Annotated in this window: 12 protein-coding genes; 9 read left to right on the plus strand and 3 right to left on the minus strand. The window is 52.2% G+C overall.

Going from position 1 to position 16935, the window contains the following annotated elements; translation table 11 throughout:
• Positions 1-25: 25 nt before the first annotated feature.
• Positions 26-919, minus strand: a complete 894-nt coding sequence (locus F3F96_RS01535; protein ID WP_176961486.1) for a DMT family transporter — start codon at positions 917-919, stop codon at positions 26-28.
• Positions 920-1343: 424 nt separating this feature from the next.
• Here F3F96_RS01535 and F3F96_RS01540 point away from each other — a divergent pair, with 424 nt between their 5' ends.
• A complete protein-coding gene (locus tag F3F96_RS01540) occupies positions 1344-2711 on the plus strand; it encodes a hypothetical protein (RefSeq protein ID WP_241697584.1) in 1368 nt (455 codons plus the stop codon).
• A 411-nt stretch (positions 2712-3122) separates the two neighbouring features.
• On the plus strand, positions 3123-5528 hold the full coding sequence (locus F3F96_RS01545; RefSeq protein WP_176961487.1) for a Tex family protein: 2406 nt from the start codon (positions 3123-3125) through the stop codon (positions 5526-5528).
• 692 nt (positions 5529-6220) lie between these two features.
• On the opposite strand, the gene F3F96_RS01550 is transcribed toward F3F96_RS01545, so the two are convergent.
• Both F3F96_RS01550 and F3F96_RS01555 read right to left on the minus strand, forming a co-directional pair.
• Positions 6221-7048, minus strand: coding sequence for an NYN domain-containing protein (locus F3F96_RS01550; protein WP_176961488.1), 828 nt, complete (start codon positions 7046-7048; stop codon positions 6221-6223).
• Positions 7049-7129: 81 nt separating this feature from the next.
• Positions 7130-7999, minus strand: coding sequence for a S1 RNA-binding domain-containing protein (locus F3F96_RS01555; protein WP_176961489.1), 870 nt, complete (start codon positions 7997-7999; stop codon positions 7130-7132).
• A gap of 123 nt (positions 8000-8122) precedes the next feature.
• On the opposite strand from F3F96_RS01555, the gene F3F96_RS01560 reads away from it, so the two are divergent.
• From F3F96_RS01560 to kdsA, 7 genes are all read left to right on the plus strand, one after another.
• Complete coding sequence (locus F3F96_RS01560; RefSeq protein WP_176961490.1) at positions 8123-8800, plus strand: rhomboid family intramembrane serine protease; 678 nt, start codon at positions 8123-8125, stop codon at positions 8798-8800.
• A 1-nt stretch (position 8801) separates the two neighbouring features.
• The gene (locus F3F96_RS01565) at positions 8802-9368 is read left to right on the plus strand and encodes a rhomboid family intramembrane serine protease (protein ID WP_176961491.1); all 567 of its coding nucleotides are present in this window, start codon (positions 8802-8804) and stop codon (positions 9366-9368) included.
• 9 nt (positions 9369-9377) lie between these two features.
• The gene (locus F3F96_RS01570) at positions 9378-9908 is read left to right on the plus strand and encodes an RNA methyltransferase (RefSeq protein WP_176961492.1); all 531 of its coding nucleotides are present in this window, start codon (positions 9378-9380) and stop codon (positions 9906-9908) included.
• A 43-nt stretch (positions 9909-9951) separates the two neighbouring features.
• Positions 9952-10320 (plus strand): 50S ribosomal protein L19, encoded by a 369-nt coding sequence (gene rplS / locus F3F96_RS01575; protein ID WP_176961493.1) that lies wholly within the window; start codon positions 9952-9954, stop codon positions 10318-10320.
• A gap of 141 nt (positions 10321-10461) precedes the next feature.
• Complete coding sequence (gene purL / locus F3F96_RS01580) at positions 10462-14352, plus strand: phosphoribosylformylglycinamidine synthase (protein ID WP_176961494.1); 3891 nt, start codon at positions 10462-10464, stop codon at positions 14350-14352.
• Positions 14353-14418: 66 nt separating this feature from the next.
• Complete coding sequence (locus F3F96_RS01585) at positions 14419-16053, plus strand: CTP synthase (protein ID WP_176961495.1); 1635 nt, start codon at positions 14419-14421, stop codon at positions 16051-16053.
• Entirely contained in the window at positions 16053-16877 is an 825-nt protein-coding gene (gene kdsA / locus F3F96_RS01590; RefSeq protein ID WP_176961496.1) for a 3-deoxy-8-phosphooctulonate synthase, read from the plus strand. The genes F3F96_RS01585 and kdsA overlap by 1 nt, the downstream gene beginning before the upstream one ends.
• Positions 16878-16935 lie beyond the last annotated feature (58 nt).

A 16935-nucleotide genomic window follows, 5' to 3' on the forward strand; every position in this document is an offset into this window, starting at 1 on the left:
TGCACTGGCAGGGCCCTGATTTGATTTAGTAGCGCAGAAACCGTGCCCTAATGCGTCCGGCCTGATTGCTGAATTCAAAGACAGCAAGACCAGAGAGAATCAGAACTGTTCCCGCGATGATGTTCAGGGTTAATGGCTCATTATTAAACAAATGCCCCAAACCCAGGGCGCATAGTGGCGTGATCAGCGTCAGTAGTGCCACTTTTGTTGCTTCCACCTTGCTCAGTACATAGTAGTAGAGCGCAAACCCCAATACTGAACCGAGCAGGGCAAGATAACCGATGGCCCCCATGGTTCTCATGGATAGTTCATCGGGCAGATGAGCGCCCGATAGGATCCATGTCAGCAAAAACAGCGGTGCGGCAAACAGCAACCCACCACTGGTCATGACGATAGCAGGTACGTTTGCATCGATACGTTTGATCCATACCGCACTGGCGCAGTGAATGCTCACCGAGACCAGCATGCCGAGTACACCGAGTGCCGCCTGATTATTGAGACTGAAACTGGAGCCGAAGATGATCGCCAGACCCAGCAAACCGATCAGCATGCCCAACAGCCTGGAGCGGGTAAGCTTCTCACCCTCCAGCCACAACTGCGCCATCAGGGCAGTGAAGGGCGGAGAGAGCCCAAAGATTACCGAGATCCAGCCGGTCGGGATGAACTGTACAGCCCAGTAGGCGCTGATCATGCCGCCATAGATGCCGATGGCAGCAGCAGTGTAGGCGAGTTTGGCGCGGCGATGCCATTTCAGTCCGGAACCCAGAAGTGCGGCTACAATCAGTGCCAGCACGGCACCGATAAGCATTCGGCTGGTTACACCAAACACAAAACCGACCTCTTCGCTGCTCCACAGTATGGCAAGCGGGGTGGTACTCCAGATGATAATGACGCCTAAATACGCCGATGGCACACTCATTTTACTCTCCTCATTTTATTTATTAGTAGGTTCAAGGACTCGAAGTCATTGCTATCGCGCAGCGGGACAAGCGCTGCTTGCTGGCACAAAAAAAACGGCCACGGGTTCAGCAAAACCCGTGGCCGTTCAGCAGCAGTAACTCTCTTTTAGTTAATCAGAACTGTCCGGGCACAGGAAGTCGAATCGGCGGGCCACTAGCCAACCGATCGGTGCAATCTTCTTATGTGCGCAGTACGTGTTCATGGGGGCAAAGCTTGGGGTTCAATGGGCTGATTGCAACAAAGTGACACACCTGTGTGGCAAATTGATTCACTGCAGCATATTACCAATGGTGGATTGCTAACGCTTCAGGGGGTGAAAAAATGAACTGTTGCTCATCAACCTCTGATGTATTGTCTGCGATATCGTGGTTGGAGGTGGTCAGATGCGGTTGATGAAACAGGTTGTTGTGATATTTGCGGCGCTGGTGCTACTCGCCAGCTGTGCGTCGGTATCAGAGAAAAATCAGAAACTGGCCGAGCAGAGTATGCAGAAGGGAGATTATGCCTCGGCTTTTGATCAGGCCTCACAATCGCTTAATGCTGAGATTGGTAACCATAAAACCATCGCTCTGTTTCCCTCCATTGCTGAAAATGCGTTTACACAGAAACTGACAGAGATTGACCATTCCAAGGCTGAAGCCAACTGGGACCGGGCTGCTTATGGTTATGATCGCATTATCGCCATGAATCGTACCGTGCAGAGCATTCAGGATGCGATGCGGATCTATGCGCCGAGAGTGCAGGTGACCAAGGCCAAACGAGCCGCGATGAACCAGCTGCTGGCGATCAGGCAACATGATGTGGCGGCCCTGCACGATGAGGCTTATGAGCAGGCTGCTGCAGGCCATTATGGTAGCGGCAAGCGCTATCAGGCGGCGAAAGATTATCGTCAGGCAGCTGGCGAGTTTAACCGGGCACTCTCCTTTGTAGCCGGTTACAGAGATGCCATCAAGCTGGCAGCAGAAACAAAACACCTTGCCGATCTGGCCGATGCGAGAATCGAGTATGTTAAAGGGGTGCAGGCGGTAGGTGCCCATGAGCACCGCGCTGCCGCCACTGCCTTTGCCAGAGCCGATGCCTTTATTCGCGGTTTTAAGGATGCACATCAGTTGGCCATGAAATACAAGGCAATCGCTGACCAGGAAGATGCGCTTGCCAACTATTTGCAGGGTGAACGGCTGGCAGAGGCGCACCACTACAGGGATGCGGCTGCAGCTTTTACCACCGCACTCGGTTTTGTCCCCGATTTCCGCGATGCCGGTCTGCTCTCAGCCCGCTATACCGATCTTGCCAACCGCGAGGATGCGCGACGGTACTATAGAAAGGGCGAGCGCTTGATGGATCGTCAGGAGTTTGATCAGGCAGCCATTGCTTTTGATCAGGCAGACCGTTTTGTACCCGGCTTCCGTCATGCCGGAGCCATGGCCGACAGGGCCAGATCATACATCGCACCGGAGTTTTTCGAGCTCAAACGACTGGTGCAGAAGAGTGTGGATAGAGGTGTTCCGCTAAGCTGGTTGAGAGATGTGCATAATGGATATGCCGAAGATGTGAAGATCTCCACTATCCGCATCATCAGGCAGGGCCGCTTTAATGCAACCCATGAATACTGGCCCTACAGATTACAGGTGAAAGGGGTCTGTGATCTGGAGGTTGCCAAAGGCAATGAGCAGAAACTCGCCTTTGATACAGTCGTCGATTACCGGGTCTTTCGCGATGATTTTGGTGAGTGGCGAGCCACCTTCCGATAGTGCGCTCTGAATATACTGAGGGATAAGGGAAAACGAAAAGGCCTGCCGGGGGAGGGGAGGGTGGCAGGCCTTCGTTAAGTTGTTGATGTTACCAGTATAGATGGTATCTCCGGATAAGCAAATGCAGGATGAAATTATCTTCATGGTTGGTTCACAAGAGTCTAACCCTCCCCCACGCATTGTCTCGGCTGTCCGGAGCCGATCACCCTCCCTCCCCTCCCTCGATTTCTCCGGACAATCATTCTCCTCCTGGAGAATAGTAAGGCCCCGGCTAATGTCGGGGCCTTTTTATTGTATCTAAAAGTGGCAGTGAGGATTGCCCGTTTCTTTCTCTAAAACTGGCTATAAACTGCCGCCGACTTCGGGGTCGCCGAAGATGATGCCCCACACTGTTTTGTTTCGGGAGAAACCATGCGAATTGAACTACGTATCGCCAAAGAGTTGAAGGTGAACGAGCGCCAGACTACGGCTGCTATCGGACTTCTGGATGGCGGTGCAACGGTGCCGTTTATTGCCCGTTATCGTAAAGAGGTGACCGGCGGGCTGGATGATACGCAGTTGCGTTATCTTGAAGAGCGTCTGCGTTACCTGCGCGATCTGGAATCACGCCGGGCCACCATCCTGAAATCGATCAATGAGCAGGGGAAGCTTACCCCTGAACTGGAGAAGGTGATCAAAGCGGCTGAAACGATGGCGCGTCTGGAGGATCTCTATCTTCCCTATAAACCAAGGCGTCGTACCAAGGCGCAGATCGCCCGTGAGGCAGGCCTTGAACCACTGGCTCATGCGCTGATGGCCGATCTGAAACAGAATCCCGCAGCATTGGCTGAAGCATATATTAATGAAGAGCACGGCATTGAGAGTGCTGAACTTGCCCTTGATGGTGCGCGACAGATTCTGATGGAAGAGTTTGCTGAAGATGCCGATTTGATTGGTCGTCTGCGTGATTATCTGAGTAAACATGCAGTGCTGGTCAGTACTCTGATAGCAGGAAAAGAGGAGCAGGGTGGCAAGTTTGCAGACTACTTTGATTACCGTGAACCTCTGAAGAGGATTCCATCACATCGGGCTCTGGCGCTGTTTCGTGGTCGCAATGAAGGCATATTAAGTGTGAAAATACTTGAGGATGATGAGGCTGAGAGTCGTTCAACGGCGGGTTACTGTGAATCGGCGATTGCCAGCCACTTCAGAATAAGTGATCGCGGCAGGATTGGCGATAGCTGGTTGCTGGAGACGGTACGATGGGCGTGGAAGGTGAAGATATTCATGCGTCTGGAGCTCGATCTGTTTGTCGAGTTGCGCCACAAGGCTGAAGAGGAGGCGATCAAGGTGTTCGCCAATAATCTGCGTGATCTTCTGCTCGCTGCACCTGCCGGGCAGCGTGCCACCATGGGGCTTGATCCGGGTCTGAGAACCGGAGTGAAGGTGGCCGTAGTTGATCCGACCGGCAGAGTGCTTGATACCACCACCATCTATCCACACGCCCCGGCCAAACGATGGGATGAGGCGATTGCTGCACTGGCTGTACTGGCCGATAAACACCATGTGGACCTGGTCTCAATCGGCAACGGAACAGCCTCGCGTGAAACCGAAGCGCTGGTGAAAGAGCTGCGTGAACGATTTGCCCAGCTACATCTTACGCAGGTAATGGTCTCCGAAGCTGGCGCTTCGGTCTACTCAGCCTCTGCGACAGCAGCTCAGGAGTTCCCCGATCTTGATGTCTCCCTGCGCGGGGCAGTATCGATTGCCCGTCGACTACAAGATCCGCTGGCTGAGTTGGTGAAGATTGAACCGAAATCGATCGGAGTCGGTCAGTATCAGCATGATGTCAGTCAGAGTCAGTTGGCCCGCAGTCTTGACAGTGTGGTTGAAGATTGTGTGAATCATGTCGGTGTTGATATCAATACAGCTTCGGCAGCGCTGCTCACCCATGTGGCGGGTCTCAGTCGCTCAATGGCTGAAAATATTATTCACTTCCGCGATGAAAAGGGGGCTTTCAGCAGTCGCCAACAGCTTCTCAAGGTGCAGGGCATCGGACCAAAAAGTTTTGAACAGGCAGCAGGATTTTTGCGTATTCCCAAGGGTGATAATCCACTGGATGCATCTGCAGTGCATCCGGAGGCCTATCCTGTGGTAGAGAAGATCGTGGCCCGCACAGGCAGGCCGGTGGCTGAGCTGATGGGAAACCGCGACTTTCTGCAGCAGCTGAAGGCTGCTGATTTTGCCGATGAGAGATTCGGTCAGATCACTGTGTCCGATATTCTTCTGGAGCTGGAGAAGCCGGGTCGCGATCCGCGTCCTGAATTTAAAACCGCGAAGTTCAAATCCGGTGTAAAAGAGCTGCGCGACTTGCGTGAAGGCATGATTCTGGAAGGGGTGGTGACCAACGTCGCCAATTTCGGTGCATTTGTTGATATCGGTGTGCATCAGGATGGCCTTGTACATATCTCGGCGCTGACCAATCAGTTTATCGATGATCCCCGTAAGGTGGTGAAAGCCGGTGCCGTGGTGCAGGTGAAGGTGCTGGAGGTGGATGCCAAACGTAAACGCATCTCTCTGACCATGCGTATGGATGATCAAGCGGGTGCTCCTGTTGAAAAAGAGGCTCCTTCAGAGTCTGGTCGTTCAGGGCGTAGTCGTGACAGCAAGGGCAGCGACAGACCACGTTCGAATAGTCCACGTCAGAAGGCAACTCGTCCCAATAAGCCAAAAACGGCTAAGGATCAGGTAAAGCAGAAGCTGGATCGCAATAAGAAGAAACCGCTGAGTGCTCTGGAAGCCGCTTTTGCTAAGGCGCTGGCAGATGCTGATCATTAAGGGGAATCTCTCTTTGTGTTTGATCATGAGACTGTAAGTTTTGTGAGTGGAAACGAAAAGGCCTGCCAAGAGGGGGGAGGGGGAGAGGCAGGCCTTCGTTAAGTTGTCGTCATTTTCATTACACTGGTATTATGACCTATAACGATCTGAACCCTTTTCGAAAAGGTGGGCGCAGCATCCTCGCATCAGGTATCCCGAATTCGGGATTCACACAGAGAGGATAGACAAGCTCCCGTTCAGTACGCATCGGCCCAACCTTATAAGCCATAAAACCAGTGTAACGAACTGTTATAAATCTATGAGCATATATGATGCCAAAATCGTGAATGTGGAAAATTTATCTGCAATAGTAAGCATGAACTTTTTTTCATGGTCAATTCACAGATGCATCACGCAGCCACTCTAATCTACGAGTTGTCCGAAGCAGGTTTTCCCTCCCCTCCCTCCTAACCCCCTTCGGACACTGATTTATACTCGTGTTGAAGAAGTGCAAATATGGCCCCGGATCCTCCCCCGGGGCCTTTTTTTGATTCAGGCCATCCGTGGCCATCACCCTGCGGGCGTGCTTTGCTCGTCCCAATCGACACTCCTGTCGATTGGTGCCTTTGGTTTGAACCAGTTCAGTTGCTGTGAGAATAATTCTCACAATTGCGTGATGAGTTTTTCTTCCTTATTGAGGCGGCCGGTCAGCGTTATTCGTCTTGCGAGAAGCTTTTGATGATGTAACCACCTGATTTTTCATCCAGTTCAAGCACCAGAAGGCCGCGAGTTTGTGCCTCATCGAGTAGTTGACCGAAGCTGCGGAAGCCATGGTAGCTCTCAGAGAAGCCGGGTTGCCGCCGTTTCAATGTCTGTTTGACCATCGAACCCCACACCTTCTCCTCTTCACCGCGCTCTTTGAAAAGATCCTCCACTGTTGCCATGACCAGATCGATCCCCTCCTGTTTCAGTGTTTCGGGATCCTCTTTCAGATTCGGGCTTGCAGCTTTGCTCTTGGGTTTGGCGCTGCTGCGTTTGCGTTTGGCTTTGCCTTTGCTTTCGGAGTCACGAACCAGATCATCGTAATAGATAAACTCATCGCAGTTGGAGGTGAGCAGGTCAGAGGTGGAGTTCTTAACACCGACACCGATCACTACCTTGTCATTCTCGCGTAGCTTGGAGACCAGCGGTGAGAAATCGGAATCACCTGAGATGATGACAAAGGTATCCACATGTGATTTGGTGTAACAGAGGTCGAGGGCATCAACGACCATGCGTATATCCGCAGAATTTTTGCCACTCTGGCGCACATGTGGAATTTCAATCAGCTCGAAGGAGGCTTCGTGCATGGGAGCTTTGAATTTTTTGTAGCGCTCCCAGTCACAGTAGGCCTTTTTAACGACAATGTTGCCTTTAAGAAGCAGCCGTTCCATCACTTTCTGAATATCGAATGCAGCATATTTAGCATCCTGCACCCCGAGGGCAACATTCTCGAAATCGCAAAACAGCGCCATGCTGCGGGTCTTGTTTTTATCGCTCATAAAACCTCCGAAGGGGTGGGGAGCCCTGATTGATGTCTGGCATAAGTATAGCAGTGAATGTTACTGATGTTGCTGCATTGCCTATTTTAGCGTTAACTTTTTTTTTGTGGCCCAGGCATTGAGCAGGCGAATGCCATCGGTCTCAATTGTGATCTGTTTCTTTTTGTAGAGTGCACCGACTGCTTTTTTATACATCTTTTTACTGGTGCCGAACCGCTGTTGAATCTCTTCCGGCGAACTTTTGTCGGTGGTGGTGATAAAACCGTCATTTTTTCTGAGGGCACGGATAATCAGTTGTGAGACATCATCGGTCTTCTCACTTGGTTTGCTGTGCAGGCAGAGATCAATACGGCCATCCTCACGAATGTTTTTGATGTAGCCGGTCAGGCGCTGACCGCGGCGGGGCGGCACGGCTACCTCATTGTTGTGCAGTAGTCCCCAGTAGGTGTCATTAACGATCACCTGATAACCGAGATCACTTTTGTTGGAGATGAAGATGGACACCTCTTCACCTGCCTCAAGTTCACCCTCGGATTCGCGGTAGAGAAAATCATCGAGTCTGGCAGAGCCGACAATGCGGTTGCTCTCCTCATCGAGGTAGATGCGCACGACGTAGGATTTATCCTCCTCCATGCGCGGCTTCTGCTCGCCGAACGGCACCAGCAGATCCTTCATCAGACCCCAGTTCAGGAATGCACCCATGTTGGTGACAGAGACAACCTTGAGCAGTGCGAACTCACCAACCATAGCAAACGGTTTTTCTGTCGTGGCAACAAGACGGTCTTCAGAGTCACGGTAGACAAACACTTCAAGCTCGTCGCCAATATTGCACGGCACAGGCACATAGCGGATTGGCATCAGAATCTCGCCCAGCTCACCACCGTCGAGATAGACGCCGAAATCGAGCTCTTTCACCACTTTCAGTCTGTTCAGTCGGCCGATATCTGTCATAAATACATCCCTGCAGAAGAATGGGGCGAAGGTACACGTAAAACGGCCTGACTGCATCGAAGAGTTAAGCCGGGCAGTGACAGACATCATTGCGCCAAACATCTCAAGACGTACTCTTGGCTCATGGTTGGTCTGCTCTTTATCCTTGCCACTGCGGCTCTCTGGTTTCTCGGTCCCGATCAGTTTGATCGGCTGGCATTCGACCGCTTTGCCATTCTTAATGGCGAGTGGTGGCGGCTCTGGAGCTCGCATCTGGTTCACTACTCCCGTGGTCACATGATTGCCGATGTCGGCACGCTCTTTTTCCTTGCACTTGTTGTTGGCCGTTTTACCAAAGTGCTGCATCTACTGCTCGCTTTTCTGTTTGCCATGCCGGTGATTACGGCGCTGGTGGTTCTGATGGTGCCGGCTCTGGAACATTTTCGTGGTGCATCGGCGATGGTGATGATGCTCTGGATGGTGGTTAGCTGGTATCTGATTGTTGAGAGCAAAGGTTTTAATTTTCAGTTCGTTCTCGGTTACTGCCTGCTGGCCGTTCTGATTGGAAAGATTGCCGTGGAGTATCTGGGGCTGATGCCATCATCGCTGGATATGCCGCGTGGTTATATCCCACCCTGGCAGGTGCACATCTTCGGTGCGCTTGTCGGATTACTGGCCTTTAACGCCTTCTATCAAATCTATACGCAGCAGAACCTGCGCCGGATTGAAAAGATAAGAGCCAGGAAGAAGAAGGCTTTGCCTACCAAGCTGAAGGATTACAAGTTGCCGGAGACTCCGCAGCAACCTGTAAACCGGAAATAGATTGGCAGCTCTGGCGGTTGCGCTGCTCTGCTGGCTGGTCTGGTTTCTGCCTGAGGCCTATCAGGCGGCGCTTGTTTATGACTCCAATGCAGCAGTGGCGGGTGAGTGGTGGCGCCTGTGGAGTGGCCATCTGACCCACTATACGCTCTCCCAGTTGATTGCCGATTCAGGCCTTGTGGCACTGCTGGGATTGGTGTTGCACCGCGTTATCAGCCCTTACCTGTTTGCCATCTCAATTATAGTGGCGCTGCCGCTGATCTCGTTGCTGCTGTTATGGCTGGTGCCGGAGATGAACAGTTATCGTGGTGCTTCGGGGTTGGCCGCCATGCTCTGGTTTATGGTCGGCTTGCATTTGATCGTGCAGGCAAAGAGTGGCTCAGTTCCGATCTGGATTGGTCCGCTGTTTATACTGCTGTTGATTGCTAAAGTGGCAGGTGAGGCGCTGGCTCTGTTCCCCGCGCTCTCTGAACTTCCTGCCGGCGTTGTTGTGGCATGGCAGGTTCACCTCTTTGGTATGGTGATCGGATTGATGGTATATCTGCTTTGCGTGAGAAAGCAGAGCGATTAAGCTGCCGCCATGTCTGAAATTGCTGTAGCGCTGGTCCATCATCCTATCCTTACCCGCACAGGCGGGACGGGAACCACTGCCATCACCTCGATTGATGTGCACGATTTTGCACGCTGCTGTGCCTTTTATGATGTGGCACCTGTCTACCTTGTGCATCCGGCCGATGGCATGCATGCACTGATCCATGATATGACCGACTACTATATTAATGGTGCAGGTGGTGAGCGTAATCCGGGCCGCCGTGAAGTGCTGAAGGCGATCCGCTGTGTTAAATCCATAGAGGAAATTCCGGGACTGGATGAGTACAAGCTCTGGTACACCTCAGCAACCCCGCCGCAGGGGCATACGATTGAGCCATCCGAGATCCCGAAAATGGCCGGAAAACACCTGATTGTGCTGGGTACAGGCTGGGGTCTGGATAGCGATAACATGCCGAATGAAAATGGATGGTTGTCACCGATAGAAGGTATCGGTAAAGTGCGCCACCTTTCTGTACGGGCTGCCTTGGCGATTTATCTGGATCGCTTGAAAAAAGGTTGAAAAATATGGGCCCGACAGTGGTTAAGTTTGGAGGCAAAACAAAATGCGTGCACTGGATGATGTAACTAAAGATCAGCTACGTGATGATATCCCGTCTTTCCGCGAGGGTGATACTGTCCGCGTAAACGTACGTCTTATCGATTTTAAAGACACCAAAAACGGCGTAGTGAAGACTGAACGTCTGCAGGCCTATGAGGGTGTTGTAATCGCCCGTCATAACAAAGGCATCTCCAGCAGCTTCACTGTTCGCAAGATTTCCAACAATGTTGGTGTTGAGCGAGTATTCCCGCTGCACTCTCCAATGCTGGAGAGTATTACTGTAGTGCGTCACGGCCGTGTTCGTCGTGCCAAGCTCTACTACCTGCGTGATCTGCGTGGTAAGGCTGCCCGTATCCGCGAGCGTCGCTACTAAGACCAGACCGGTTGTTATCAGGCAACAGGATTTAAAGGGGAGCTTCGGCTCCCCTTTTTCTTTTTGTGCGTTGGCTATTACAAATTTATTCACCATGAACTTTCTGCTTGGTTTCCGTTGGTGAGATCATAGGATGCGGATATGACCGATCAGACCTCCTCAACCCATATCATTACACTCAAAGGTAAAAGTGCTCTCTCCGACTTCCGGCGAGATAAGCTGCTTGCTTCGATTAGGGCGCTGGGCCTTACCGATACAGCAATTCAGGCTGACTTTATCCATGTCGCCGAAGTCAACATGGCCTGGGGTGCCGATGACACCAGCCGTCTGGCCGAACTGCTGGGTGATGAAGTCCAACTGTTTGGGGATCATGCTGCGGATAATCTGTTTATTGTGGTGCCGCGTGTCGGCACGATCAGTCCATGGTCATCCAAGGCGACCGATATCGCCGATCTCTGTGGTCTTGATGCGCTGGTTCGACTGGAGCGTGGCATTGTCTACCATATCAGTGGTGTGCCACAGGCGTTGCACGCTGAGGTTTCCGCACTCCTTCATGATCGCATGACTGAATCAGTACTCTCTGATGTCAATGAACTTGAATCTCTCTTTGCCCATCATGCACCGGCACCGCTGGTGAAAATCGATCTGCTGGGTGGTGGTCGTACTGCCCTTGAAACGGCCAATCGTGAACTGGGACTGGCACTGGCTGAAGATGAGATCGATTACCTGCTTGAAAATTTCCTGGCACTGGAACGTAATCCGTCCGATGCCGAGTTGATGATGTTTGCCCAGGCTAACTCCGAGCACTGCCGTCACAAGATTTTCAATGCCGACTGGGTGATTGATGGCGAGACAATGGATCGATCACTGTTTGCGATGATCCGCAATACTCATCAGCTCAATCCTGAAGGCACGCTGGTTGCCTACAGTGACAACTCTTCGGTGATTGAAGGCGGAAAGTCCAAGCGTTTCTATCCTGATCGCGATGGTCACTACAAAGCACATGATGATGATCTGCACATTCTGATGAAGGTGGAGACGCACAATCATCCCACTGCCATCTCTCCGTTTGCCGGTGCTGCTACCGGTTCCGGTGGTGAGATTCGTGATGAAGGCGCAACCGGTATCGGCTCCAAACCGAAGGCCGGATTGTGCGGTTTCTCCGTATCCAATCTGCGTATCCCCGGTTTTGAGCAGCCATGGGAAGTCGATTACGGTAAACCTGATCGTATTGTCTCCGCACTTGATATTATGATTGATGGCCCGATTGGCGCTGCCGCATTTAATAATGAATTTGGTCGTCCGAATCTGGCTGGATACTTCCGCACCTATGAGCAGGAGGTGGGTGGAGAGCTGCGCGGTTATCATAAGCCGATCATGATCGCCGGTGGCGTTGGTAATATCGATGCCCGCCACGTGCACAAAAAAGAGGTGCCGGTTGGCAGCCTGATCATCCAGCTGGGTGGCCCTGCTATGTTGATCGGCCTTGGTGGCGGTGCAGCTTCAAGTATGGATACCGGAGCTAATGCCGAGTCCCTCGATTTCGATTCCGTACAACGCGGCAATCCTGAGATGGAGCGTCGTTGTCAGGAGGTGCTCGACCGCTGCTGTCAGATGGGTGATAACAATCCGATTCTCTTTATCCATGATATCGGGGCTGGTGGCCTCTCCAATGCTGTGCCTGAGCTGATTGATGATGCTGGTCGTGGTGGCTGGGTTGATCTGCGTGCTGTGCACAATATGGAACCGGGCATGAGCCCGATGCAGATCTGGTGTAATGAGGCGCAGGAACGCTACATGCTGGCAATCGCACCTGAATCACGCGCCCTGTTTACCGAGCTGTGTGAGCGCGAACGCTGTCTGTTTGCTGTGCTTGGTGAAGCAAAAGAGCAGCGCGATCTTACTGTTCATGATCCAGAGTTCGATAATCAGCCGGTAGATATCTCACTGAGTGTACTGCTCGGCAAGCCACCAAAGATGGTTCGCGACGTCACTCATGCGCCAAGTAAACATGAAGCATTGGATTTGAGCGCGATTGACCTGAATGAAGCGGTTGGTCGTGTTATGCGCCTGCCTGCAGTCGGCAGTAAAGAGTTTTTGATCACCATTGGTGATCGCTCTATCACAGGTCTTGTAGCCCGCGATCAGATGGTTGGCAGATGGCAGGTGCCGGTAGCCGATGTGGCGGTGACTGCAACTGACTATACGAACTATACAGGTGAAGCGATGTGCATGGGTGAGCGTACCCCTATTGCCGTGCTGGATGCACCGGCATCCGGTCGTATGGCGATTGGTGAGGCGCTGACCAATGTGGCGGCAGCTGCAATTGAAAAAATCGGTGACATCAAACTGTCGGCCAACTGGATGGCGGCTTGTGGTCATGAGGGTGAGGATGCACGTCTGTTTGATACCGTAAAAGCGGTGGGTATGGAGCTATGCCCGGAACTCGGTATCTCCATCCCGGTGGGAAAAGATTCACTCTCCATGAAATCGGTCTGGCAGCATGAGGATGGCAAACGTGAGATGTTTTCACCGCTCTCGCTGATTATCTCCGCATTTGCACCGGTGAGTGATATTCGCAAAACACTTACGCCTGAACTGCAACTGGATCAGGGCGACAGTGATCTGATTCTGCTCGATCTGGGTGATGGCCAACACCGACTTGGTGGCTCTGCACTGGCGCAGGTTTATGGTGTAACCGGTGAATCGGTTCCTGATGTTGATGATTCGACTCTACTTAAATCATTCTTCAATGGTATCCAGCGCCTGAATAGTGAAGGGCTGCTGCTGGCTTATCATGATCGCTCCGATGGCGGTCTGTTTGCCACGCTGGCGGAGATGGCCTTTGCTGCCCGCACAGGTTTGAAAATCCATCTGGAAACATTAATGGGTGATCACTGCGGAGATGAGACACGTATACTCTTCTCCGAGGAGCTGGGTGCAGTGATTCAGATCCGTCGTGCTGATCGTGAAAAGGTACTGGCACATCTTGCTGATCTTGGACTTGCACATGTGGCTCATATCATCGGTCATCCGCGTACAGATGGTCGCATCGTGATGGCCTGCCATGATCACGCTGTTTACAGTGAAAATGTACAGACGTTGCAGCAGGTCTGGGCAGAGACCAGTTACCGTATGCAGGCGCTGCGTGATAATCCCATCTGTGCTGAAGAGGCGTTCGGCGCGATTACCAATGCGGGTGATCAAGGCTTGTTTGCAGAGCTTGGCTTTGATCCGCAAGAGGATATCACTGCCCCCTATATCGGTAAGGCGAGGCCGAAAATGGCTGTGCTCAGGGAGCAGGGGGTAAACGGTCAGGTTGAGATGGCTGCGGCCTTTGATCGGGCCGGATTCGACTGTGTCGATCTGCATATGTCCGATATTATCAGCGGGCGCAGGGAGCTTGAGGAGTTTCAGGGGCTTGTTGCGTGTGGCGGATTCTCCTTTGGTGATGTGCTCGGGGCCGGACGTGGCTGGGCCAATTCGGTGATGTTCAATGCACGTGCTCGCGATCAGTTTGATGCGTTTTTCCATCGCAGTGACTCGTTTGCGCTGGGTGTCTGCAACGGTTGCCAGATGATGAGTGGTCTGAAAACCATTATTCCGGGCGCTGAGAGCTGGCCGAGTTTTGAGCGTAATCGCTCAGAACAGTTTGAAGCACGTCTGCTGCAGGTTGAAGTACTTCAGTCGCCTTCAATCTTCTTGGATGGGATGGCTGGATCGAAAATGCCACTGGTTGTCGCGCATGGTGAGGGCAGAGCGGAATTTGCTACGGCTCAGCAGCAGGCCAATGTAGTTTCAGCGCTGTGTTATCTTGGTCCTGACGGTTTGGCTGCAAACAGTTATCCGCATAATCCGAACGGCTCGCCGGATGGTCTGACCGGCTTCACCACGGCCGATGGCCGCTTCACGATTATGATGCCGCATCCCGAGCGCCTGTTCCGTAGTTCTCAGTATTCATGGAAGCCGGAAGGGTGGGGTGAAGATGGGCCTTGGATGCGGATGTTCCGCAATGCCAGAAAATGGTGCTAATCACCTATTTATTAATCGCTTTTAACTGGCGAAGGATGGCAGGTTCTGATAACTTGCCGCCCCGTCATGAATAATAATACTCGATTCGTTTTTGTAACCGGCGGGGTGGTCTCATCACTCGGCAAAGGTATCGCTGCCGCCTCTCTTGCGGCTCTCTTTGAAGCGCGTGGTCTGAAGATCACGATGCAGAAGCTCGACCCCTATATTAATGTGGATCCCGGTACCATGAGTCCATTCCAGCACGGTGAGGTTTTTGTCACCGATGATGGCGCAGAGACCGACCTCGATCTGGGTCACTATGAACGTTTCACCCACGCTACCATGTCCAAGCGTTCCAACTTCACCAGCGGCCGTATCTATGAGTCGGTGATTCGTCGTGAACGCCGCGGTGACTATCTAGGCGCAACTGTACAGGTGATCCCGCATATTACCGATGCGATCAAGAATGCGATTCTCTCTCTCCGTTCTGAAGATGTGGATATCGCACTGGTTGAGATTGGTGGCACTGTGGGTGATATCGAATCACAGCCGTTCCTGGAAGCGATCCGTCAGCTGCGTTTTGATCTGGGTCGTAAAAATACCGCCTACATTCATCTTACCCTGCTGCCTTACATCAAATCGGCCGGTGAGATTAAATCCAAGCCTACCCAGCACTCGGTGCAGAAACTGCGTGAAATCGGTATCCAGCCGGATGTCCTACTCTGCCGTTCCGAGCATCCGATTCCAAAGGGCCAGAAAGATAAGATTGCCCTGTTCTGTAATGTTGATCGCGATGCCGTCATTGATGCGCCTGATGTCGACACGATTTATGGCGTACCGTTGAAACTGCGCGAAGGTGGTCTGGGTACCGTAGTACTTGACCATTTCGGCATTGAGACACCTGAGCCGGATCTCTCGGTCTGGGAGAACATCTGCCGAGAGATCAGGGAGCCTGAGCAGGAGATCAGCATTGCCATGGTTGGCAAGTATGTTGAACTCGCTGATGCTTACAAATCGGTCAATGAAGCGCTGATCCATGGCGGCATGAGCAACGGCGTGCGTGTTAAAATCAAATATTTCGATGCTGAATCACTGGAGAAGTCGGGTACCGACTGTCTGCAAGGTATGGATGGTATTCTGGTGCCGGGTGGTTTCGGTGAGCGTGGTACTGAAGGCAAGATTGCAGCGATCCGTTATGCCCGTGAAAATGACGTACCGTTCCTCGGCATCTGTCTGGGTATGCAGCTGGCCGTGGTTGAGTTTGCCCGCCATGTTGCAGGCCTTGAAAAAGCGATCAGTAGTGAGTTTGATGAACGCGCTGAGCAGCCTGTGATTGCACTGATGACCGAGTGGGATCAGGAAGGTAGTCGTGTTCAGCGTGATTTTGATAGTGATCTGGGCGGCACGATGCGTTTGGGTGGTTATCCCTGCAAAGTGATAGAAGGTACCTCTGCTTTTGCTGCCTATGGCGAGAGTGAAGTGCGTGAACGTCATCGTCACCGTTATGAGTTTAACAACACCTACCGTGCACAGTTGGAAGAGGCTGGCCTGATTGTATCAGGCACACTGCCTGATAATTCGCTGGTGGAGATGGTAGAGGTCGCCGATCATCCATGGTTTGTTGCCTGTCAGTTCCATCCTGAGTTCCTGTCGCGTCCATACAAACCGCATCCTCTGTTTGCAGCATTTGTAGGTGCCAGTAAAGAGAAGGCGACGATCTGATGGCTTCAGTCGTCTCTGTAGGCGACATCAGGATCGCCAATCACCTGCCATTGGTTCTTTTTGCAGGGCCATGTGTCATTGAAGGTGAATCCTTTACCCTGAAAACAGCCGAAGCGATTGCTGCTATTGCAGCAGATGCCGGTGTGGCGCTGGTGTTTAAATCGAGCTTTGATAAAGCCAACCGTACAAGCAAAGATGGTTTCCGTGGCCCCGGTCTTGATGAGGGGCTGAAGATTCTGCAACGGGTGAAAAGTGAGCTCGGCCTACCGATCATTACCGATGTGCATACACCCGAGCAGGCTAAAGCGGTAGCTGAAGTCGCCGATATACTGCAGACCCCTGCATTTCTCTGTCGACAGACCGATTTTATTCAGGCTGTGGCAGAGACCGGTAAACCTGTGAATATCAAGAAGGGTCAGTTTTTAGCCCCCTGGGATATGAAACATGTGCTCGATAAGGCACTGGCGACCGGTAATGAGCAGATTATGCTCTGCGAACGAGGTGCCAGTTTCGGCTACAATAATCTGGTCTCGGATATGCGCTCGCTGCTGGTGATGAAAGAGTTTGGCGCACCACTTGTGTTTGATGCTACCCATTCGGTACAACAGCCGGGTGGACTTGGTGGTGCTACCGGCGGCAATCGCGAATTTGTACCGGGCTTGTCACAGGCGGCTGTCGCCACTGGTATTGCGGCACTGTTTATGGAGGTGCATCCGAATCCGGATGAGGCGCTCTCCGATGGCCCGAATTCACTGGCTCTGGCTGATCTTCCGAAGCTGTTAAACAGGCTGAAACGGTTCGATGCCATTGCCAAAGAGTGTTGATGAAATGAAGTAAACAGCGTGTTTGTAGATGATATTCACCCCATGATGAGAGCCAGGA

It is taken from the genome of Mariprofundus sp. NF (assembly GCF_013387455.1).
GTDB lineage: Bacteria > Pseudomonadota > Zetaproteobacteria > Mariprofundales > Mariprofundaceae > Mariprofundus.